Raw genomic sequence first — 20,214 nt, 5'->3', positions numbered from 1 at the left:
TCCGCGCCGGAGGAGACCGCGGACACGCTGGAGACCGAGCCCGCCGCCTCGGCGCCGGCCAGCCCGTCGGCATCGGCATCGGCATCGGCATCCGCGACGCCCCCGCGGGGTTTGCGGGGGCGTCGGCAAATCACCTGCCTCGACACCGGTGAACAAGGCGTTTTGCCGCGGAGCGAAGCGAAGCCAGCCAGCACAGCGCGTACCCCTCAACGGGGTTTGGGCTGGCATTTGGGGCAGCTGAAGCTGGACCTGTTCATGAACTGCTCGCGGCGGATGATCGCGCCGCAACGGTGGCAGGGCTCGTTCTCACGGCCGTAGGCGTTGAGGGAGCGGTCGAAGTAGCCGCTTTCACCGTTCACGTTGACGTAGAGCTCGTCGAAGCTGGTGCCGCCGGCCACGATGGCCTCGGCCAGGACGTCGCGGACGTGACCCAGCAGCCGTTCGACCGCGGGCCGGGTGAGCTGATCGGTGGGGCGCCTGCCGTGCAGCCTGGCCCGCCACAGCGCCTCGTCGGCGTAGATGTTGCCGACGCCGGAGATCAGCGTCTGGTCGAGGAGGGCGCGTTTCACCTCGGTGTGGCGGCCGCGGAGGCGAGCGGTGAACGCCTCGTCGTCGAAGAGCGGGTCCATCGGGTCGCGGGCGATGTGCGAGATCTCGCCGGGCAGTTCGGCGCCGCCCTCGGAGACCGACAGGCCGCCGAAGGTGCGCTGGTCGACGAAGCGCAGCTGCGGGCCGCCGTCGGTGAAGGTGAAACGGATCCGCAGGTGTTTCTCGTCGGGGGCCTCGGCCGGCTGCATCAGCAACTGGCCGCTCATGCCGAGGTGGCCGATGATCGCGTCGCCGGAGTCGAGGGGCAGCCACAGGTATTTGCCGCGGCGGGAGACGTCCAGCACGGTGCGGCCGGCGAGCACCGCCGCGAAGTGGGCGTCACCGGGCAGATGCCGGCGGATGGCGCGCGGGTGCAGCACCTCGGCGGTGCTGATGGTGCGGCCGGTCACCCACTTGGCCAGGCCCATGCGGACGGTCTCGACCTCGGGAAGCTCGGGCAAACCAGGGTCCTTTACAACGTGTACGGCCAGACTGTCACCAGGTAGGCGCCGTAGTAGAGACCGAACAGCGCCCAGGCGGTGATCGACAGGACCGCGACCCGGGGGCGGGCGCGGGCGGCGGCCACGACGGCCGGCAGCAGCGTCAACAGTACGGGCAGCAGCAGCCGTGGCTTGGAGTGGTAGAAGCCGGCCTGCCCGTAGACGAGGATCATCGCCACGACGCCGTAGACGGCCAGCGGCGGCCAGGGCTTCTGAGTGAGCGCAACCCCGGCCGCGGCGAGGGCGGCCAGCAGGATGAACGCGACGCTGAGCGGGATCCAGCCGTCGCCGGTGCGCAGGGTGGTCCAGAGGAACTTCGCGGTGCTCTCGCCGTAGTCGAACGAGGTGCCCCAGCCCGCTGTCTGGATCTTGAACCAGGCGTCGAGCTCGCCCACCCGGTAGGCGACCCAGCCCAGGTAGAGCGGCACCCCGGCGAGCGCGGCCGCGGCGGCGGCCAGCGGCTTCCACTTCGGCTGGTCGTCGTCGCGCAGGGCGAGCAGGGCCGCCACGGTGAGGCCGAGGGCGGCGGCCGCGCCGGTCGGCCGGCTCAGTGCGGTGGCCAGACCGAGCAGGCCGGCGGCCCACCACACCCGGCGGTGGGCGGCCACGAACATGCCGGCGACCAGGGCGAGGAAGATGCTCTCCGAGTACGCCATGGACAGCACCACGGACGCCGGCGCCGAGCAGCAGATCGCGACCAGCGCCCAGCCGGCCCGTTTGCTGTAGAGGCTGGTGCCGAGCAGGTGCAGGGCGATCGCGGCGGCGACCGAGGCGAGCCAGGCCACGGTCAGGGCGGCGACGCTGGGGTCGACGCCGATCGCCGCGCCGAACCGGATGAGGATCGGGTAGACCGGGAAGAAGGCGAGTTCGTTGCCCTCCAGCCGGCCGGTGTCGCTGTAGGTGTACCCCTCGGGGTAGCCGTCGACGGCTACCCGCAGGAACCAGCCGGCGTCCCAGACGAGCAGGCGTTCCCAGACGGTTCTCGGCTGTTCGGTGGCGCCGCCCAGCCAGGCGATCATGATGAGCTGGCCGGCGCGGGTGAGGGCGAGGATCCCTACGGCGGTGAGAACCCCGCTCCAGCCACCCGATTTATCCCATAGGGCAAGCTTTTTCGTTTCTTCCTGCGCTAACGTGGTCACGGTTCGGTCTTCTCGGCCTGTTCGGTGAGCGTCCGCCACGCCGCGGCGGCGGCCCGCTGCTCGGCCTGCTTCTTGCTGCGGCCCTCGGAGCCGCCGTAACGCTCACCGGCCACCACCACCCAGGCGGTGAAGGTCTTGGCGTGATCCGGTCCGGAGTCCTCGATCTCGTAATCCGGCACACCCAGGCCCAGCGCCGCGGTCAGCTCCTGCAGGCTGGTCTTCCAGTCCAGGGCGGCGCCCCGGCCGGCCGACTCGGCCATCAGCGGGTCGAACAGCCGGTGGATCACCTCGCCGGCGATCTCCAGACCGTGCTCCAGGTAGATCGCGCCGAGCAGGGCCTCCAGCGTGTCGGCCAGGATGCTCGCCTTGTCCCGCCCGCCGGTGGTCTCCTCGCCCTTGCCGAGCAGCAGGTGCGGGCCCAGCCCGGCCGGACCCAGGCCGCGGGCCACGTCGGCGAGCGCGTGCATGTTGACCACGCTGGCCCGCAGCTTGGCGAGCTGGCCCTCGGGCAGGTCCGGGTGGTTGTGGAAGAGCGCCGACGTGATGACCACGCCGAGCACCGAGTCGCCCAGGAACTCCAGGCGCTCGTTGGTCGGGAGGCCCCCGTTCTCGTACGCGTACGACCGGTGGGTCAGCGCCCGCTCCAGCAGCTCCGGCTTGAACGGGACGCCGAACGCCTCCTCGAGTGGCTCGGTGGACGGACGACGGCGCTTGTCAATCATGCGATACCTCGCTGTACCTCAGCAGATCGGCGATCGCCGCGACCGAGGCGCGGCGGTGCAGGTCGGCCGCGAGCGCGATGCCCGCGGCGAGATCCGGGCCGGTGGCGGCGCCATGGCAGACCACCACCGTGCCGGACACCCCGAGCAGCAGCGCCGCACGGGGTGGTGGAGCGGTGTCCGGGGAGGGCGGCCGGGAGACGGAGTACGCCGTCTCCAGGCCTTTGAGAAGCACGTTGCCGGTGAAGCCGTCGGTCACCACCACGTCGGCGGCACGGCCCAGGACGACGTCGCCGCCCTCGACCAGTCCGGCGTAGCGGGCGCCGCCGGGCAGCGGCAGATCCACGAGCAGGTTGGGCAGGGCGCGGCGCAGGCGATCGCCCTTGCCGGGCTCGGTGCCGATGGTGAGCAGGCCCACACGCGGGGCGGGGACGTGATGGACGACCGAGGCGTACGCGGCCCCCAGCCGGGCATGCCAGGCGAGCGTCTCCTCGTCCGGGTCGACGCTGGAGCCGACGTCGAGCAGCACCACCCGGCCGGCCAGGGTCGGCAGCACAGCGGTCAGGGCGGGACGCCGGATGCCGGGCCAGCGGCCCAGCTCACGGGCACAGGCGAGAACCGTGGCCCGGGTGTCGCCGGCCGAGACCAGCGCGTCGGCGCGGCCCTCGGCGACGGCGGCCACCGCACCGTTGACGGTGCCGGTGGGTGTGATCGCGGTGGTGATCCGGCGCCGGTCGCCCGGTTTCAGGGCGGCGAGCACCGCGTCGGCGGCATCGGCCGGACCGACGAGAGTCAGGTGAAGGGACGGATCGGCCCGGCAAGCGCGCAGAGCGCCGTCAACCACGACGGCGGGAGCTTGGTCCCCGCCGAGGAGGTCGACGGCGATCCGCGCGGTGCCCGGCTCCCCGACAGTGCGCTGTCCGGGAGCCGTGGCACCGGTGGTTCGCCACCGCTCGGGCACGACCCGCCCGATGATCGGGCGAGTCACGCGGTGTCGTCAGACCTCGAGGACCTGACGACCGTTGTAGGTGCCGCAGACGCCACAGGCGGCGTGCGGCAGCTTCGGCGACTTGCACTGGGAGCAGGCCGCGGTAACCACCGCGGTCGCCTTCCAGTTCGCCCGGCGCGAGCGGGTGTTGCTGCGCGACATCTTGCGCTTGGGGACGGCCACGGTTCCTACTCCTCGTTTTTTGACAGATTGCGCAAAGCGGCCCAGCGGGAGTCGATTTCCTCATGGCTGTGATCAGCCGGGAGTTCGTCGAAATGCACCCCACACTCGGGGCACAACCCGGGGCAGTCCGGTCGGCAGAGCGGATTGGTCGGCAGGGTCAGGACGATCGCGTCCCGAACCGCCGGTTCCAGATCCAGCAGGTCGCCCTGCATCCGGCCGACCTCGTCCTCGTCGGTGGTCTCCTCGGTGGTGCTGTCAGCGTAGGCGAACAGCTCCGCGATCGAGACCTCGAACGACCTGTCGATCTCGTTGAGGCAGCGCCCGCACTCGCCGGTTAGCGAGCCGCTGACGGTGCCGCTGACGTAGACCCCCTCGGACACCGACGTCAGGCTCATGTCGAGCTTGAGATCGGAGCCCTCGGGAACCGAGATCAGCTCCAGGCCGAGGTCCGCCGGGGCCGGCACCACCCGGTTCAGGGCACGCGTCGCACCAGGCTGCCGTGGGAGCTTCGTCGTGTCGACGACCAGCGGCTGCCTGGGATCCAGGTGACTCTGCGGTGACTTGGGCATCGTGATTCCTCAGCCATGGTAGGCCGACCGAAAACATTACCTGAGCTTGTAGGACGTCGTCGAATCGGCCCATCCGACCACCCCGCTCCGCCCCTGAAGCGGAAGGAAGATCATCCTACCTTTCAGAAAGGCAAGGGCCGTTCGGCGTCCTCGCCCTGGAAGGTGCCGATCTCGCGGAGCGCGTGCATCTTGTCACGGCCCCGCTCGATCGACGCCAGCGCCCGGGTCAGGAACTGCTCGAAGTTGGCCAGCGCGGTGTCGACGTAGTCGTCGACCTCCTCGCGCAGCCGCTGGGCCTCGGTCCGCGCCTCGGCGATGATCCGGGCGCCCTCGTGCTCGGCCGAGACGGTTATCTCGTTCACCGACACGAGCCGGGCGTGTTCGGTCTCACCCTCGCTGATGATCCGGTCGGCCTCGCGGCGGCCGGCATCGACGATCCGGTCGCGCTCGTCCAGCACGGCCGCCGCGCGCCGCAGCGCCTCGGGCAGCTCGGCCCGGAGGATCTCGAGCCGGTCGATCATCTCGGCACGGTCGAACATGAAGTTCGTCCGGGACATCGGAACGGCGCGTGCGTCCTGTACAAGGTCGATGATCTCGTCGATACGGTCGAGCGGATCCACCGTGCCTCACTCCTGTCGCCACTCATCAGCCGTGGTGCGATCACGTTACTTCGTCGCCGCCCGGACCGTTCCCGGCGCGCCGAGGGCGCTCAGTTCTGCTTGAGGCGGCTGATCAGTCGTTCCAGGACCGGGTCCGGAAGGTACGAGGACGCGTCCCCACCCCACTTGACAACGTCCTTGACCAGGCTGGACGACAGGAACGAGTAGAGCGGGTTGGTCGGCATGAACAGCGTCTCCACACCGGAGAGCCCGATGTTCATCTGCGCCATCTGCAACTCGTAGTCGAAGTCACTCACCGCACGGAGGCCCTTGACCACCACTGCCGCACCCTGAGCCCGGCAGAAGTCGACCAGCAGGCCGTGGAACGCGGCCACCCGCACATTGCTGTACTGGGCGGTCGCCTCGCCGAGCATCTCCAGACGCTCGTCGATGGTGAACAGGCCGGTCTTCGACTGGTTGATGAGGACCCCGATGATGACCTCGTCGAAGAGCCGGCTGGCCCGCCCGATGATGTCGAGGTGCCCATTGGTGACCGGGTCGAAGGATCCGGGACACACCGCTCGTCTCATGATCGGCGACCGTACCAAAGAGTGGTCTCGCCGTAACGCCGGGTGCGGTCACCCGCCAAACCGTCCACCCAGCGCAACGGTCCACCTCGGGTGGACCGCTCGAAGACCACCACGGCGCCGGGCGCCAGCCAGCCGTTGGCCACCAGTTCCTCCTGGACGGTGTCGATCTCGTCATCGCCGAGCGCGTACGGCGGATCGGCGAACACCACGTCGAACGGCCCTCCGGCGGGCGGGTCGCCGAGGACCTGGAGCACCTTGCCGGTGACCAGCCGGGCGGCCGCGCCGACACGGAGTGCCACGATGTTGTCCCTCACAGTACGGGCCGCCTTGGCGTCCGACTCGACGAGCAGCGCGTGGTCCGCGCCACGGGACAGCGCCTCCAGGCCGACGGCGCCGGAACCGGCATACAGATCGGCGAATCGCGCGCCGGACAGATCCGTCATCGTCTCCAGGGCACTGAAGAACGCCTCCCGTACCCGGTCCGATGTGGGCCTCGTGTGCGCGCCGGGTGGAGCGGTCAGCCGACGCCCACCGTGCGTACCCGCGATAATCCTGGTCATCAGAGGCGACGCTACTTCACAGCCTCGCGGAAGCCACGTTCGCGTGAAGAATTCCCTCGTCACGGGCACGACGGGCGACGATACGGTTCCGTTCGGTTGAGCGAAGATCACAGATTTGCAACAAGACTATTAGCGGGCGCTGAGACGTTTCTTTGATCTCCCGAAATGGCTAGGGTCGGGCAGCCGCGGGGTCAGGCGTCGTCTCTGGATTCGCTTCCATCCACCAGCGACAGTCGGCCGCCTCCCACCGCGCCCCCCGACCCCCTTTCACAGGAGAAGGCGTGAACCTGTCTAAATCCCCGCTCCGCCGTGTGGCCGGTCTGGCCGCCGGCGCCGTGCTCGGCCTGGCCGGCGTCGCTGTGGCCGCCTCCCCGGCCTACGCCACCGACAGCGTCATCGGTTACTCGACGGAATGTGACACCAAGACCGGCGACTGGCTCGTCCACTGGACCGTCACCGGCAACGCCCCCGACGGGGTCGAGAAGATGCGCTTCAACGCCGTCAAGGCCGAAGAGGGCACCCCGGTGAAGGAGGTGGAGCTCCCCGAGTACAAGGTCGGCGAGGAGTTCACCTACGACACCAACAAGGCGATCACGGCGACCCAGCGCGTCGACGGTGACAAGACCTTCGCCCGCCTGGGCGTCGAGGTCGAGTTCGACAACGGGCACAAGGACCTGCCGCGCGAGAACACCGCGACGTTCGACGGCACCTGCGACAAGGACCAGCCGCCGGCCTCACCGTCGCCGTCCTCGCCGTCGCCTTCGCCGAGCCAGCCCGCGGAGCCGGGGATTCCCGACGACCTGCCGGGCGAGCCCGAGCCGATCTTCGAGCTCACCTGCGACACCATGACCATCGGGTTCGACAACCCGAAGGACAGCCTGCCGATCAAGCTGGGCTACGAGACCAGCAAGGGCGAGAAGCGCGAGCGCACCGTCGCCCCCGGCAGCAAGGGCTCCGAGACCTTCAGCGCCAAGGAAGGCTTCTTCGTCAACCTGACGATCACGGTCACCTACGAGGGTGAGACCTACACGGAGACCGTGAAGATCGACTACGTCGAGCCGGCGGGCTGCGACGGGGAGAGCGACGACCCCGAGCTGCCGGTCACCGGCGCCGCGGCCGGCGGCATCGCCGGTGGCGCCGCCGCGCTGCTGGCCGTCGGCGGTCTCTTCTTCTTCCTGGCTCGCCGCCGCAAGGTGAAGTTCACCGCCTGATCACAGCACCACCCGGGGGCGCGTCGGCTGTGGTCGGCGCGCCTCCTCCGTTCCCCATCCCAGGAGCACCACTTGCGCACAACCCAACGGGCCGCCGCTCTGGCGGCCGGTCTCCTCATCGGCCTGACCGGCCTCGTCACCCTCGGCTCCCCCGCCACCGCGGGCCCGGACACCCCCTGTACGCCCGTCGCCGAGGCGAAATACCGGCACACCTTCGACGGGCCCGGAGGTGTCGCCTCGATCGAGCTGCTCAACGGCCCGCTCTGTGGTGAGCAGTCCTTCGCCCTGGTGTCCTACACCGCCCCCTCGGCGAAGTTCGCCACCCCCCAGTACGTCCTGGACAGCTCGGTGAAGAAGTTCACACCCGCCGGTGAGGGCGAGCTGACCGTGAGCAAGCTCGACTTCAAGGTCGAGGTGCCGGAGTGCTTCACCCAGGTCGACTTCGTCTTCGGCGAGACAATCATCGACCCGCTCACCGACAAGAGCGACCGCTACAACGACCGCAAGGTCGGCAGCGACCGGGGCGAAGGCGCCCGGTCCGTGCCGGTCAAGGGCAACCCGAAGCACGCCTGGTACAACGGCGGCGCCGGCACCTGTGTCGCCGAGCCGGTCGTCGAGGCCCTGCCGGACTGCACCGGCAACGTCCAGCTCACGCTGATCAACCGGAGCACGTTCAGCCAGCCGTTCGTGATCACCGCCGACGGCGGCTTCACCAAGACCGAGACCGTCAAGGTCCGCCAGGAGCCGGTCGTCGTCACCGTGCCGGCCGCCAACGCGAAGAACATCGTGGTGAAATCCCGCGGCAGCGAGCTCTACCACGGCGACTGGAACAAGCCCGAGGACTGCCAGGTCCCCGAGGTCGGCACCCCCGAGGCCACCGTCGCCAGCACCTGCGACGCCCTGACCTTCACGGTGAAGAACCCGGAGAACGGCGCCGACCTCGAAGCCGTCCTCACCCCGAACAAGGGCACGGCGCAGACCGTCACCCTCCAGCCGGGCCAGACCAAGACGGTCGTCTTCCGGGCCTCCGAGGGCCTCAAGGTCACGGTCAGCGGTGACCTGGACGTGCTGAACGGCGAGGTCGCCTGGGAGCAGCCGGGCGACTGCGACACCCCGCAGCCGCCGGCCGAGACCACCGCCCCGCCGGTGACCGAGGAGACCACGCCGCCGGCCGGCGAGCAGACCCCGAGCGCCCCCGTCACCACCACCTACACCTCGGTGGCGGACGGCGGCGACGACCCCGCCCTGCCGCTGACCGGCTCCGCCGCGGCCAGCATCGCGGGCGGCGCGTTCCTGCTGCTCGTCGTAGGTGGTGTGCTCTTCTACCTGGCCCGCCGCCGCAAGGTCGACTTCACGGCCTGACCGGGCCCTCCCACTGCGGGAAGGAACCGTCCGGGCGCGGTGGATAGTCGTGAACGGCTACCACCGCGCCCACCGGGAGCGGGCCGTAGATGTGCGGGAACTGCCGCCCGTCCGGCTCCGGTGGGACACCGTCCTCCCAGACCACCGGCAGCCCGTCGCCGTCGATCTCCAACAGCAACAGGTCGGTCCGGCCCCGGAACAGCAGCGTGGCCGGCCGGTGCACCCAATCCGCCGGGGAGCAGTGGAGGAACCCCTCCGGCCCGACCGGGACGAAGCCGTCGGCGGTCGCCGTGGCCCACGCGTCACGTGGACAGATGTGAAAGATCAACCCTTCTCCAAGTACTCGGCACGGTCCTCGTCCACCAGCGCGGCGACCGAGGCCGCCAGCGCCGGGTAACGGGAGAGGTCGGGGTCGTCACCGATCAGCGCGGACGCCTCCGCCCGCGCCTCCTTGATCAGCTTCTCGTCGCGCAGCAGCGACAACAGCCGCAGATGCGAATGCTTGCCGGACTGCGACGCGCCCAGCACGTCACCCTCCCGGCGCTGCTCCAGATCGATCTCGGAGAGTTTGAAGCCGTCCGTCGTGGAGGCCACCGCGTCCAGCCGCTCCCGGGCCGCCGAACCCTCCGCGGCCTCGCTGTGCAGCAGGCAGATGCCCGGCGCCGAGCCCCGCCCCACCCGGCCCCGCAGCTGGTGCAGCTGGGAGACACCGAAGCGGTCGGCGTCCAGGATCAGCATCACCGTCGAATTGGGCACGTCCACGCCCACCTCGATCACCGTGGTCGCCACCAGCACGTCCAGGTCACCGGCCGCGAACCGGCGCATCACCGCGTCCTTCTCGTCCGGCGGCATCTTCCCGTGCAGCATGTCGATCCGCAGGCCCTGCAAGTACTGGTCGCGCAGCAGCGGCAGCACCTCGGTCACGGCCAGCGGCGGACGGCGGGCCGGCTCGCCGTCCTTCGGTGGGGCCTCCTCGTCCTCCGGGCCCTCGCCGATCCGGGGACACACCACATACGCCTGATGGCCGGCCCGGACCTCCTCCTTGATGCGCTGCCAGGTGCGATTCACATAGGCCTGGTTGTCGCCGGGGACGACGTGCGAGGCGATCGGCGACCGGCCGCGTGGCAGCTGCGACAGGATCGACGTCTCCAGGTCGCCGTAGACCGTCATCGCCACCGTCCGCGGAATCGGGGTGGCCGTCATCACCAGCACGTGCGGGGGCCGGGCCGCCTTGGCGCGCAGCGCGTCCCGCTGCTCCACCCCGAAACGGTGCTGCTCGTCCACCACGACCAGGCCGAGATCCTTGAAGTCGACACCCTCGTACAGAAGAGCGTGCGTGCCCACGACGATGCCGGCTCTCCCGTCGGCCAGCTCGGCCAGCGCGGCACGCCGGGCGGCGGCGCCCAGCGACCCGGTGACCAGCGTCAACCTGGTGCCCTCCGGATCGCCGTCCAGCTCACCGGCCCGGCCCAGCGCGCCGAGCTGCGCGCTGATCCCACGGAAATGCTGAGTGGCCAGCACCTCGGTCGGGGCCAGCAGGGCGGCCTGCCCGCCCGCGTCCACCACCTGGAGCATCGCGCGCACCGACACCAGCGTCTTGCCGGAGCCCACCTCACCCTGAAGCAGCCGGTGCATCGGATGCGGCCGGGACAGGTCGGCGGCGATCTCCTCACCCACCCGGCGCTGCCCGTCGGTCAGCTCGAACGGCAGGCCGGCGTCGAACCTCGCCAGCAACCCGGCCTCCACGCGGGGCCGGGCGGTGCCGGGCGCCGCGGCCGCACGTGCCCGGCGTTGCACGAGCGTCAACTGTACGGCGAAAGCCTCGTCCCATTTGAGACGGTGCTTCGCCCGGTACAGCGCCTCCTCGGAACTCGGCCGGTGGATCTCCCGCAGGGCCGTGCCGATGCCGGTCAGGTTCCGTTTCGCCCGTACCTCGGCCGGCATCGGGTCCGGCGGCGGCTCGAACGTGTCCAGCAGGGTCCGCACACACTTGGCGATCACCCACGTCGGCACCGCCTGCGCCGCCGGGTAGACCGGGATCAGCGCCCCCGCGAACTCCTCGATCTCCGCGGCCGCGTCGTCCTGCGTCGCGTCGGCGCTGAGCAGCTGATAGGCCGGGCCGTTGAGCTGGCGCTTGCCCCGGAACTCGGTCACCTTGCCGGCGAACAGCCCCCACACGCCCTTGCGCAGCTCCCGCTCCCGCCACGCCTGATTGAAGAAGGTGCAGGTCAGCGTCGCGCCCGAGCCGTCGCCGATGGTCACCTCGAGCATGGTGCCCCGGCGCTGCCGCATCGGTTTCACACTGATCCCCTGCACCTGGGCCAGCAGGGTGACCTGCTCGTCCACCTTCAAGCCGCGCAGATCGGTGTGCTCGCCACGCTCGTCGTAACGGCGTGGGAAGTGATAGATCAGATCACCGGCCGTGTGCAGGTCGAGGTGTTCCGCCAGCGCCTTGGCGGTCTTCGCCCCCAGCACCTTGGTCAGCGGGGTGTCCGTGGTGGTCATTCGACTCCTGCCAGCAGGTGATACCGGGGCTGGCCGCCGGCGTAGCACTGCAACTCGATGAACGGCCAGGTGCGGTGCACATGGCCGTGCAGATCGGCCTCCAGACCGGGCGGGGCGTCCGCGCCGAGAACCAGGGTGACCAGCTCGCCGCCGCCGCCCAGCATCCGGTCCAGCAGGCGGCGGCTCACCTCGGCCAGATCACCGCCGATCACGTGCACCTCGCCGTCGACCAGACCGAGCAGGTCACCGGCCCGGCACGGGCCCGCCACCGTGAGCGCGTCCCGCTGGGCGGTGCAGACCTCGCCGTACCGGCAGGCGCCGGCCGCCTCCGCCATCGCGATCACGTCGTCGGCGAACGGACGCTGCTCGTCCCGCACCGCCAGCGCGGCCAGCGCCTGCACCGGCGAACGGGTGGGAACCACACTGACGTGGACGCCCGCCGCCTCCGCCTCCCGCGCGGCCGAGACGGCGACCGCGTGCGTGTTGGCGTCGTTGGGCAGCAGCACCACCGAACCGGCGCCGGTCTCGTGCACCGCCGCCAGCATCTCGGCGGTCGACGGGTTGCGGTCCACGACGACGGCGCCCTCCGCCTCGAACAGCGCCGTCAGCCCGTCACCGGCGGCGACCACCACGGCGGCCCGCAGATCCCGGCCGGGACGGCGGCCGACCAGCGGGGTCACCCGGATCCGGAACGGACGGCCCGCCTCGATGCCCGCCTCGATCGCCGGGCCGATGTCGGCGACGTGCACATGCACGTTCCACGTGGGGGGATCGCCGTCGCCGGTGCCGACGACGACCAGCGAGTCACCCAGAGAGTCCAGGACGCCCCGGAGACGGCCGACGGCCTCCTCGGCGGCCTCCAGGAGGTACTGAACCTCGTAGCCGAAGCCGGCGCAGTCGTCCTTCCCCGGATGCCCACAACGGCCGGGCCCCGGCACGCCGTCACCCCGGAATACCGGCACGGACCGGCCGGCACCAGGCAAGCCATCAGGCCGGACGGCCGGCAGGGACCCGCCCGGCCCCGGCAAGCCGTCGGATCGGGCGGCCGGCACGGACCCGCCGGATCGAACCGCCGAATCGCTCGATCCGACACCGGCCCGGGCTCGTGCCGCCACCCGGACAACCGAATCACGATCCGCCGGATCGCTCGGCTCGGCGCCGACCGCGGACGGTCCGCCGGCGGCCACCGGGCGAGGGTCGCCGTCGTCGACCGCCACGACCAGCGCGTCGAGCAGCAGGCACAGACCGCGGCCTCCGGCGTCGACCACGCCCGCCCGGGCGAGCACCGGCAACTGCTGCGGGGTGCGGGCCAGCGCCTCGGTGGCGGCCCGCGCGGCCGCCCGCGCCACCGTGCCCAGATCGTCCGACCTGGTCCGCCCGGCGCCCTCGGCGGCGGCGGCCACCACCGACAGGACGGTGCCCTCGACCGGGCGGGCCACGGCCGCGTAGGCGGCGTCCGTCGCCGTCCGCAGAGCGCGGGCCAGCTCGCCGCCGCGCACCGCGACGGCGGCCGCGAAGGCGTCGGCCATGCCGCGCAGGATCTGGGAGACGATGACGCCGGAGTTGCCCCGGGCGCCGAGCAGAGCCCCACGCGCCATCCGCCGCATCAGCCGGGCCACCGGGGTGGTGTCCGCCACCGGCGGGGCCGGCGGCTCCTCGGCGATGGCCGACTGCGCGGCGGTGAGGGTGAGGACCAGATTGGTGCCGGTGTCGCCGTCGGGCACCGGGTAGACGTTGAGATCGTCGATCTCACTCTGATGTGCCCGAAGCGCCTCCAGCCCACCATCGCACCAGCGGCGCACCGCGGCGGCATCGAGGGTCTCCAGCACGCGAAAATCGTACTTGCGACCCCCGGCAAACGCGGGGCACGCACGCTGACCGGGGGCGATTGGCTCCCCCGGCCGGGTATCGGGTAACCTTGCCGGGTTGCCTGGGCGATGCTTGGTTTCCCTGGGCGCCTCCAGCTGCTGGTCAGGCCAGTCCCCCAGTTGCTGGATCAGGTCAGTTTCGTATCAAACCCAGGAGTATCCCGTGGCTAGCGTGTGCGACGTCTGTGGCAAGGGACCGGGCTTCGGCCACAACGTGTCCCACTCGCACCGGCGGACCAACCGCCGCTGGAACCCGAACATCCAGTCGGTGCGCACCCCGGCCGGTGGCGGGACCACCAAGAAGCTCAAGGTCTGCACCTCGTGCATCAAGGCCGGCAAGGTCGTCCGCGCCTGACCGAGCCTCTAGGCTGATCGGACAGCCGCTGAGCCCACGGGTTCAGCGGCTGTTCGCTGTCCTCCGGACCCAGCCGCGAGTGGTCCACACGTCTCGCTCACACCCTTTCTCCGGTACGCGTGACATCGCCCCCGCCGATCGGGACCGTCCCGACGGGTTCGGCGCGTGCTCTCCACCACTCCACCCTGTGCCGCGCGCGCCGGGCTGAGATCGGTGGTCACCGGCGCCCGTCCGCGGACCGGCGCTCCCGGTTCCGCCGGGCCAGGCGGCGGCCGTCAGCGTGATCCCCGGGCGAAGGCCACCGTTACCGGCCGTGGACGGTGACGGCAACCGTTACCGGCCGCACCCGGCGATGACCCCGGTTGACGGCGGCCGTGACCGGCGGCACCGGGTGGTGGCGGCGGCCGGGCCGGCCTGCCCGGCCCGAGGGCTCAGCCCGGCGGGCGCGGCACAGGCTGGAGGGGGCAGTGGGCCGCGCGGGACGGACGAGACTGTCCGAACGGGGCGGGGCGATGTTCCGCGTACCCGGGCGAAGGGGTTGACTTCAGAGGGGTTTGGCGTAGGACAGGACGTCCGGGTGCCCGGCGTAGTAGCCGAAGTCCGGGATGCGCACGTAGCCGGCGGACTCGTAGAGCGCGATGGCCTCCGGCTGGCGGTCGCCGGTCTCCAGGATCATCCGTTCGCAGCCGGCCGCGGCGGCGGACGCCTCGACGGCGGCGAGCATGCGACGGGCCACACCGCGGCCGCGGGCGGCTTTCGTGGTGTACATGCGCTTGAGTTCGGCGTCGTCGCCGTGCCGTCGCCAGCCGGCGCTGGCGATCAGCCGGTCGCCGTCGACGGCGACCAGGAAGTCACCGTTCGGCGGGGTGAAGTCGGCGTCCGTGATGGGGGTGTCGTCACCGTTGCCGCCGTACCGTTCGGAGAGGTCTCGCAGGTTCTCGGCGACGAGCGACTGGACCGCCGGGTCGCCGAAACCCACGGATTTGATCTTGATGTCCTGCACGCGGCAAGACTAATCGAGGTCAGCGGAAGTGATCCCAGCCCGTTCCACCGGTCCAGGGTTTACGGTCGACGGTGATCCCGGCGCCGTCGTGCACCGAGCCGATCACCCGCCAGTGGTCCGGGAGGGTCACCCCGGGCGGGAAGGTCGCGGCGAGCGGGTGGTCGTCGCCGCCGGAGAGGATCCAGAGGTACGGGTCGACGCCGAGCGCCTTCGCCGCGTCCCGCATCTGGCCGGGCAGTTCGAAGGCGTCCCGCCGCACGTCGATGCCGACCACGCTGGCGACGGCGATGTGCCCGAGGTCCTGGAGCAGCCCGTCGGACACGTCGATCATCGAGGTGGCGCCGAGCCGTGCCGCCTCGGGACCGGCCGGATACCGGACTTCCGGCCGCCGGTACGCCTCCACGAGCAGTTTCGGGGTGCGGAAGCCACGGGACAGCACGGTGAGGCCGGCCGCCGCGTACCCGATCCGCCCGCAGAGGGCGACCACGTCGCCGGGCTGGGCCCCGTCGCGCCGGACCGGCGCCACCCCGCCCAGGTCGCCGAGCGCGGTGACCGCGATGGTGAGGGTGGGGCTGGCCGAGGTGTCGCCGCCGACCACGGTGGCGCCGACCCGCCCGGCTTCGGCGCTGAGCCCGTCGGCGAGGCCTTCGGCCCAGCTGATGTCGAGCCCGGTGGGTACGCAGAGCGCCACCAGCAGGGCGGTCGGGGTGGCCCCCATGGCGGCGATGTCGGCGAGGTTGGCGGCGGCGGCGCGGTGGCCGATGTCCTCGGGCCCGCACCAGTCGCGGCGGAAGTGGCGCCCTTCGACCAGCACGTCGGTGGAGGCGACGACCCGTCCGTCGGCGGCGCGGATCACCGCGGCGTCGTCGCCGGGGCCGAGCAGGGTGGCGGATCCGGAGCCGAGCCGGGAGACGATTCGGCCGATCAGACCGAATTCACCGGCCTCTGCGATGCTCACGTCTAAGTCCTTCGATGGTGGAGACCCGCTGCCGGGGCGCTTCGTACGGTAGTTTCACGATCGGGGATCACCGACGAAAGTGGCGGATTGGAGTCGATAGTGGTCCAGGCATACATCCTGATCCAAACGGAGGTCGGCAAGGCCCGTGACGTGGCCGCGGCGATCGAGAAGATACCGGGGGTGGTGCGGGTCGACGCCGTGACCGGTCCGTACGACGTGGTCGTGCTGACCGAGGCGCACACCGTGGACGAGTTGGGCGGCCTCATTGTGAGCAAGGTCCAGTACGTGCCGGGCATCACGAGGACGCTCACCTGCTCCGTGGTAAACCTCTGACATGGTGGACCTCGAGACCTCGAAGACCGAAGAAGCTCCGGACCGGACCACCCGGACCGCCGCGCTGTGGGCGACCGCGGTGGCCGTGCCGGTGACTCTGATCGTAGGCCTCGTAGCGTTTCTCACCATAAAGCCGGAGAAATCGGAAGAACCAGTCAAAACGCCGCAGGCCATCCCGAGCACCCCGGTGCGGGTCGACGCCCCGAAGCTGGACGCGAAGACCGCTCAGGTCTGCCTCGCGGTGACCTCCCAGCTGCCCGCGCAGATCCGTGATCTGCCGGCCCGCCGCGTCTCGGCCGGCCCCGAGCAGAACGCCGCCTACGGCGAGCCGCCGTTGGTCGTCTCGTGTGGCGTTCCGCAGCCGGCCATGTGCACGACGGTCGGCGACACGACGCCCGGCTGTGTCCCGATGGACACCGAGCTGCTGTTGACCGACCAGGTGTGCTGGTATGGGAAGAACGAAGCCGGCACGGCCGTCCTCACCACGATGGACCGCGAGGTCCCGGTGCGGGTGACCGTGCCGGAGACGTATGAGAACGCCGCACAGTGGGCCAACGAGTTCTCCGAGACGATCGTGAAGACCGTCAAGTCGAGACCCGGGGACGCCATGCCCAGCGCCTGCGCCTGAGACGTCAGTGCAGGCCGGTGCCGCGTCGCAGGGCGGTCCGGATCAGCCGGTCCACCACCTTCGGGTACTCCAGCCCGGTGGCCGCCCACATCTGCGGGAACATCGAGGTCGGCGTCATCCCCGGCATGGTGTTGATCTCGTTGAGGAAGATCTCCCCGTCCGCCGTGACGAAGAAGTCGACCCGAGCCAGGCCGGCACAGTCCAGCGCGACGAAGGTCCGCAGCGCGTACTCCCGAACCCGCTTGGCCGACTCCGGGGAGAGCGCCGCCGGGATCGTGTAACGGCTGCCGACCAGGTACTTCGTCTCGAAGTCGTACCAGTCGGCGTCGTCCACGTGGATCTCGGCGAGCAGCGACGCCTCGGGTGCCCCGCCGGCCTCGCCCTCCAGCACACCGCACTCGATCTCGCGGCCCACGATCGCGGCCTCGACCAGCACCTTCGGGTCGATCTCCCGGGCCGTGGCGACGGCCGCGTCCAGGTCGGCCCAGTCGGTGACCTTGGTGATGCCGGTCGACGACCCGGCCCGCGACGGCTTCACGAAGACCGGCAGGCCGAGGCGCTCCCGGTCGGCCTCGGACAGCGAGGCGCCGGCCCGGAGCACCGCGTACGGACCCACCGGGATGCCCTCGGCCGCCGCCAGCTTCTTGGTGAACTCCTTGTCCATGGCCGCCGCCGAGGCGAACACGTTCGCCCCCACGTACGGGATCCCGGCCATCTCCAGCATTCCCTGGATCGTGCCGTCCTCGCCGTACGCACCGTGCAGCACCGGGAACACCACGTCCACACCGGCCAGCTCGGAGATCCCGTCCGCCGGGTCCCGCACGATCAGCTCGCTCGCGGTCGGGTCGGCCGCCAGCACGAGCGCGCTGCCCGACGACGCCGTGATCTCGGGCAGCTTCCGATCATTGATCGACAGCTGGGAGGTGTCACCCGAGGCGAGGACCCACCGACCCTCACGGGTGATTCCGACCGGGACCACCTCGTACTGATCGGGGTCCAGAACGCCCAGGATCGCACCGGCGCTGACACAGGAAATGGCGTGCTCAGTGCTGCGGCCACCGAACACGATCGCGACGCGGGTCTTGCGGGGGGACGTCACTCTTCTCTGCGCCTTCCAGCTAGCGGGCATGCCGGGGGTGACCCTACTCTGCGTAAGCCAGATTTGGGATTCGTGGCGACGCCTGTGAGAGATGTGCAAGGCAGGGAGGACGAAGCGTTCATGGCTCCAGCACTCCACGTGATCGCCGGGCCCGGTCCGGGGCAACTGGCGACGATGGCTCACCCGGCCGACGAGCCGTGGTCACCGCAGGAACTGGGCGCCCTCGCCCGGGCCGGGGTGCAGGTGCTGGTGTCGTCCGCCGAATCCGGCCCGGACACCGCGGGCATCGAGGTGGTGCCGTTCCCGGTCTCCGACGGGACCGCCACCCGCGACGAGGCCAACCGGGTGGTCGCCCTCGCCGTCCGCCTCGCCGGTGAGGTCCGCGCCGGTCGCTTCGTGGTCACCCAGGCCGCCGCGGACAACGGCCGTTCGACGTTGCTGGCCACCATGACGCTCGCCCTGCTCGGCATCCGGCCGGGCGAGGCGCTGCGCCGCACCGGCCCGTCCGGCTCCGCCATCGCCCCCGACTGGCTGCACGACTTCGTGGCGACCCACGGGTGAGCAGGCCGATCGTCCGGCCGCCGGGTTTCCCGAACCCGCTTCCGGTCCAGCCGGCCGCCGGGTTTTCACAACCCGTTTCCGGTACGGACGGAAACGCCCCCGCGGAATCCGCCCCGTCCCGCCGATCGCGGGAGATCCAGGCGCGGCGCAAGCCTTTGCCAGCCGCGCCGGGCTGAGATCCGGACTTCCGGGCGACCGCCCCGGGGTCGGGATGACCACCCGGCGTGGCTCTGTTCCGGCTGGCTCTCAGGGCTGACCCTGCTGGCCGAATCGCCCGCCCCGCCCCGCCTGCCCGCCGGGCGGGCTGGGGCGCACAGCGCACCGACGGTGCGCCCCGAGCACCGCTGTGACACTCGTGAGCGACCACGCGGGGCCCTGCATGCGCGCCGAATCGCTCGGCCCCGTCTGCCCGCCCGGGCGGGCACACACAGCGCACTGACGGTACCCCGCCGCCCCGGCGCCCTGAGGCCCCGGCGCCCTGAGGCCCCGGCGCCCTGCCGTCCTGGCGCCCTGCCGTCCTGGCGCCCCGGACTCGCGGGCATGCACACGGACACCGACGATGTACCGGGAGTAGATGTCGCAAGCCGCTTAACTCCCGTTGGCCTCAATCCCTTGACACGTTCCGTCCCTGGCGTCCGGTGGGCGGAGGGCCGGCGTGCGGGGCCATTGTGTGCTCGGAGAACGTGACACCCGTAGTGGGTGTGACGACACCCGTTGCGGGTGTCACGTCTGCGGAACATCGATGGCCGTGATCCGTGTCCCTTCTCCCCGGCGTCCGGTGGGCGGAGGGCGGAGGGCGGGCGTGCAGGGCGATGTGTGCTCGGAGAACGTGACACCCATAGTGGGTGTGACGACACCCGTTACGGGTGTCACGTCTGCGGAACACAGACAGCCGAAATCCGTGTCCCTTCTCCCCGGCGTCCGGTGGACGGAGGGCGGAGGGCCGGCGTGCGGGGCCATGTGTGCTCGGAGAACGTGACACCCGTAGTGGGTGTGGGGACACCCGTTGCGGGTGTCACGTCTGCGGAACACCGATGGCCGAAATCCGTGTCCCGTCTCCCCGGACGGCGATTCGTCTCTGCATCCGCTGCCAGCCGGTGAACGTGGCGGTGATGGCGTGTGGCGGCCAGCCGATGCCACACGCTGGAGTTCAAGAGGGCAGCGTCAGCGGCGGTCGCCGAGGAGTCATCGCGGTCGGCCGGGTCGCTTCGCCGGTCTTGCCCAGCGACGAGCACCACCGTTCACGCAATGCCGTCCACATGCGCAACCACCGCAGCGGACGGCTCTTCACCGGTCACCGGTCGCCGTCGCCCTGATCCAGGCCGGGTCTCCGCTACCCGGCACCCGTGTCGTGAGGCCTGGCAAAGCGGGGCCGGACCGAATATGCGCTGGTAGCGAGCCTTTATTGATAAGCCGGCAGGGTCAGGGCTGTCCCGACGACGTCGAGTCAGCCCGGCACACCGTGGGCTACCGGGCCGTGGTGAATGTCTGAGGCAGTGCTCCCGAGTCCCACAGGGAGTCGAGGTGCGCGAGGAAGCCGGTGAGGCTGCGTTCCAGAGAACGCCGCTCGTCGGCCGGGACGGCGGCCAGCGGGTCGGAGAAGATCAGACCCTCCGGGTGCCTGGCGCGGGTGCCCACGAACTTGTCGCAGGCCCCGCACCAGACGTAGCTGACCAGCGTCGGCCGCCTGGCGCCGGCAGGCGCCGTGAAGTAGGCACGCAGCCGCCGCTCACCGCAGGCCGGGCAGTCCCGCTCACCCGGGTCGGCGAAGAAGCTGTCCCCCTGGGTGAGAGCCACCACCTCGTCGCCGGTGAAGCTGCTCCAGGCCGTCACGCCCGCATCACCGCCCGGCCGTCGCGACGGCCGCTGCCGCCGACGGGAACCGAAACCATGGCC

At 71.0% G+C, this 20,214-nt stretch carries 23 protein-coding genes; 6 read left to right on the top strand and 17 right to left on the bottom strand.

The window, feature by feature from the left end; genetic code table 11:
* The 10 genes from AB0I88_RS33410 to rsmD form a co-directional block, all read right to left on the bottom strand.
* On the bottom strand, positions 1-194 hold a 194-nt coding region (locus tag AB0I88_RS33410; protein ID WP_361033919.1), incomplete at its 3' end, for a hypothetical protein.
* 12 nt (positions 195-206) lie between these two features.
* On the bottom strand, positions 207-1,049 hold the full coding sequence (gene mutM, locus AB0I88_RS33405) for a bifunctional DNA-formamidopyrimidine glycosylase/DNA-(apurinic or apyrimidinic site) lyase (RefSeq protein ID WP_361033916.1): 843 nt from the start codon (positions 1,047-1,049) through the stop codon (positions 207-209).
* Positions 1,050-1,060: 11 nt separating this feature from the next.
* Positions 1,061-2,227 carry a mannosyltransferase family protein gene (locus AB0I88_RS33400; RefSeq protein WP_361033913.1) on the bottom strand — a complete coding sequence of 389 codons (1,167 nt, stop codon included), beginning with the start codon at positions 2,225-2,227 and terminating at the stop codon, positions 1,061-1,063.
* Positions 2,224-2,949 (bottom strand): ribonuclease III, encoded by a 726-nt coding sequence (gene rnc / locus AB0I88_RS33395; RefSeq protein WP_361033910.1) that lies wholly within the window; start codon positions 2,947-2,949, stop codon positions 2,224-2,226. Before rnc ends, AB0I88_RS33400 begins: the two co-directional genes overlap by 4 nt.
* Complete coding sequence (locus tag AB0I88_RS33390; RefSeq protein WP_361033925.1) at positions 2,942-3,907, bottom strand: phosphate acyltransferase PlsX; 966 nt, start codon at positions 3,905-3,907, stop codon at positions 2,942-2,944. Before AB0I88_RS33390 ends, rnc begins: the two co-directional genes overlap by 8 nt.
* 36 nt (positions 3,908-3,943) lie before the next feature.
* Positions 3,944-4,117 carry a 50S ribosomal protein L32 gene (gene rpmF, locus AB0I88_RS33385; RefSeq protein WP_043527495.1) on the bottom strand — a complete coding sequence of 58 codons (174 nt, stop codon included), beginning with the start codon at positions 4,115-4,117 and terminating at the stop codon, positions 3,944-3,946.
* Between the two features lie 5 nt (positions 4,118-4,122).
* Complete coding sequence (locus AB0I88_RS33380) at positions 4,123-4,686, bottom strand: YceD family protein (protein ID WP_361033907.1); 564 nt, start codon at positions 4,684-4,686, stop codon at positions 4,123-4,125.
* Positions 4,687-4,808: 122 nt separating this feature from the next.
* Entirely contained in the window at positions 4,809-5,306 is a 498-nt protein-coding gene (locus tag AB0I88_RS33375) for a hypothetical protein (RefSeq protein ID WP_361033904.1), read from the bottom strand.
* A gap of 89 nt (positions 5,307-5,395) precedes the next feature.
* The gene (gene coaD / locus AB0I88_RS33370) at positions 5,396-5,875 is read right to left on the bottom strand and encodes a pantetheine-phosphate adenylyltransferase (protein ID WP_361033901.1); all 480 of its coding nucleotides are present in this window, start codon (positions 5,873-5,875) and stop codon (positions 5,396-5,398) included.
* Positions 5,872-6,435, bottom strand: coding sequence for a 16S rRNA (guanine(966)-N(2))-methyltransferase RsmD (rsmD, locus tag AB0I88_RS33365; RefSeq protein ID WP_361033898.1), 564 nt, complete (start codon positions 6,433-6,435; stop codon positions 5,872-5,874). The genes coaD and rsmD overlap by 4 nt, the downstream gene beginning before the upstream one ends.
* A gap of 281 nt (positions 6,436-6,716) precedes the next feature.
* Between rsmD and AB0I88_RS33360 the strand changes: the two genes are divergently transcribed.
* Positions 6,717-7,646, top strand: a complete 930-nt coding sequence (locus AB0I88_RS33360) for an LPXTG cell wall anchor domain-containing protein (RefSeq protein ID WP_361033895.1) — start codon at positions 6,717-6,719, stop codon at positions 7,644-7,646.
* Positions 7,647-7,718: 72 nt separating this feature from the next.
* Positions 7,719-9,008, top strand: a complete 1,290-nt coding sequence (locus tag AB0I88_RS33355; protein WP_361033892.1) for an LPXTG cell wall anchor domain-containing protein — start codon at positions 7,719-7,721, stop codon at positions 9,006-9,008.
* Here AB0I88_RS33355 and AB0I88_RS33350 read toward each other — a convergent pair.
* Genes AB0I88_RS33350 through AB0I88_RS33340 form a run of 3 tightly spaced genes read right to left on the bottom strand, consistent with a single transcriptional unit; the run spans position 8,998 to position 13,342 of the window.
* Positions 8,998-9,336: a DUF952 domain-containing protein gene (locus AB0I88_RS33350; protein WP_361033889.1), complete on the bottom strand. Its 339-nt coding sequence runs from the start codon at positions 9,334-9,336 to the stop codon at positions 8,998-9,000. The genes AB0I88_RS33355 and AB0I88_RS33350 overlap by 11 nt on opposite strands.
* The gene (recG, locus tag AB0I88_RS33345) at positions 9,333-11,513 is read right to left on the bottom strand and encodes an ATP-dependent DNA helicase RecG (protein WP_361033887.1); all 2,181 of its coding nucleotides are present in this window, start codon (positions 11,511-11,513) and stop codon (positions 9,333-9,335) included. The genes AB0I88_RS33350 and recG overlap by 4 nt, the downstream gene beginning before the upstream one ends.
* Entirely contained in the window at positions 11,510-13,342 is a 1,833-nt protein-coding gene (locus AB0I88_RS33340; protein WP_361033885.1) for a DAK2 domain-containing protein, read from the bottom strand. The genes recG and AB0I88_RS33340 overlap by 4 nt, the downstream gene beginning before the upstream one ends.
* A gap of 202 nt (positions 13,343-13,544) precedes the next feature.
* On the opposite strand from AB0I88_RS33340, the gene rpmB reads away from it, so the two are divergent.
* Positions 13,545-13,736, top strand: coding sequence for a 50S ribosomal protein L28 (gene rpmB, locus AB0I88_RS33335; RefSeq protein WP_026207002.1), 192 nt, complete (start codon positions 13,545-13,547; stop codon positions 13,734-13,736).
* Positions 13,737-14,280: 544 nt separating this feature from the next.
* On the opposite strand, the gene AB0I88_RS33330 is transcribed toward rpmB, so the two are convergent.
* Together AB0I88_RS33330 and AB0I88_RS33325 are read right to left on the bottom strand one after the other, a co-directional pair.
* Entirely contained in the window at positions 14,281-14,730 is a 450-nt protein-coding gene (locus AB0I88_RS33330; RefSeq protein WP_361033922.1) for a GNAT family N-acetyltransferase, read from the bottom strand.
* 28 nt (positions 14,731-14,758) lie between these two features.
* Entirely contained in the window at positions 14,759-15,697 is a 939-nt protein-coding gene (locus AB0I88_RS33325; protein WP_361033882.1) for a thiamine-phosphate kinase, read from the bottom strand.
* Between the two features lie 99 nt (positions 15,698-15,796).
* On the opposite strand from AB0I88_RS33325, the gene AB0I88_RS33320 reads away from it, so the two are divergent.
* Positions 15,797-16,030, top strand: a complete 234-nt coding sequence (locus tag AB0I88_RS33320) for an Lrp/AsnC ligand binding domain-containing protein (protein ID WP_014447186.1) — start codon at positions 15,797-15,799, stop codon at positions 16,028-16,030.
* Position 16,031: 1 nt separating this feature from the next.
* On the top strand, positions 16,032-16,658 hold the full coding sequence (locus tag AB0I88_RS33315) for a DUF3515 domain-containing protein (protein ID WP_361033879.1): 627 nt from the start codon (positions 16,032-16,034) through the stop codon (positions 16,656-16,658).
* A 4-nt stretch (positions 16,659-16,662) separates the two neighbouring features.
* Here the strand turns inward: AB0I88_RS33315 and AB0I88_RS33310 are convergent, their stop codons facing one another.
* Positions 16,663-17,757: a D-alanine--D-alanine ligase family protein gene (locus AB0I88_RS33310; RefSeq protein WP_361033876.1), complete on the bottom strand. Its 1,095-nt coding sequence runs from the start codon at positions 17,755-17,757 to the stop codon at positions 16,663-16,665.
* Between the two features lie 120 nt (positions 17,758-17,877).
* Between AB0I88_RS33310 and AB0I88_RS33305 the strand changes: the two genes are divergently transcribed.
* Complete coding sequence (locus AB0I88_RS33305; RefSeq protein ID WP_361033873.1) at positions 17,878-18,318, top strand: hypothetical protein; 441 nt, start codon at positions 17,878-17,880, stop codon at positions 18,316-18,318.
* A gap of 1,467 nt (positions 18,319-19,785) precedes the next feature.
* Here AB0I88_RS33305 and AB0I88_RS33300 read toward each other — a convergent pair.
* Positions 19,786-20,214: hypothetical protein (locus AB0I88_RS33300; protein WP_361033870.1), on the bottom strand; the 429-nt coding region annotated here is incomplete at its 5' end.

Origin of the sequence: Actinoplanes sp. NPDC049802, assembly GCF_040656595.1 — a bacterium.
Lineage (GTDB): Bacteria > Actinomycetota > Actinomycetes > Mycobacteriales > Micromonosporaceae > Actinoplanes.
Note: the sequence above shows the minus strand (reverse complement) of the source record. Positions and strands in the feature narration are given on the sequence as shown.

Excerpts from the sequence above, each read along its gene's own strand:
- AB0I88_RS33380 (WP_361033907.1), bottom strand. The coding sequence starts at position 4,686 with ATGCCCAAGTCACCGCAGAGTCACCTGGATCCCAGGCAGCCGCTGGTC.
- coaD (WP_361033901.1), bottom strand. The coding sequence starts at position 5,875 with ATGAGACGAGCGGTGTGTCCCGGATCCTTCGACCCGGTCACCAATGGG.
- recG (WP_361033887.1), bottom strand. The coding sequence starts at position 11,513 with ATGACCACCACGGACACCCCGCTGACCAAGGTGCTGGGGGCGAAGACC.
- rsmD (WP_361033898.1), bottom strand. The coding sequence starts at position 6,435 with ATGACCAGGATTATCGCGGGTACGCACGGTGGGCGTCGGCTGACCGCT.
- AB0I88_RS33305 (WP_361033873.1), top strand. The coding sequence starts at position 17,878 with ATGGCTCCAGCACTCCACGTGATCGCCGGGCCCGGTCCGGGGCAACTG.
- rnc (WP_361033910.1), bottom strand. The coding sequence starts at position 2,949 with ATGATTGACAAGCGCCGTCGTCCGTCCACCGAGCCACTCGAGGAGGCG.
- AB0I88_RS33315 (WP_361033879.1), top strand. The coding sequence starts at position 16,032 with ATGGTGGACCTCGAGACCTCGAAGACCGAAGAAGCTCCGGACCGGACC.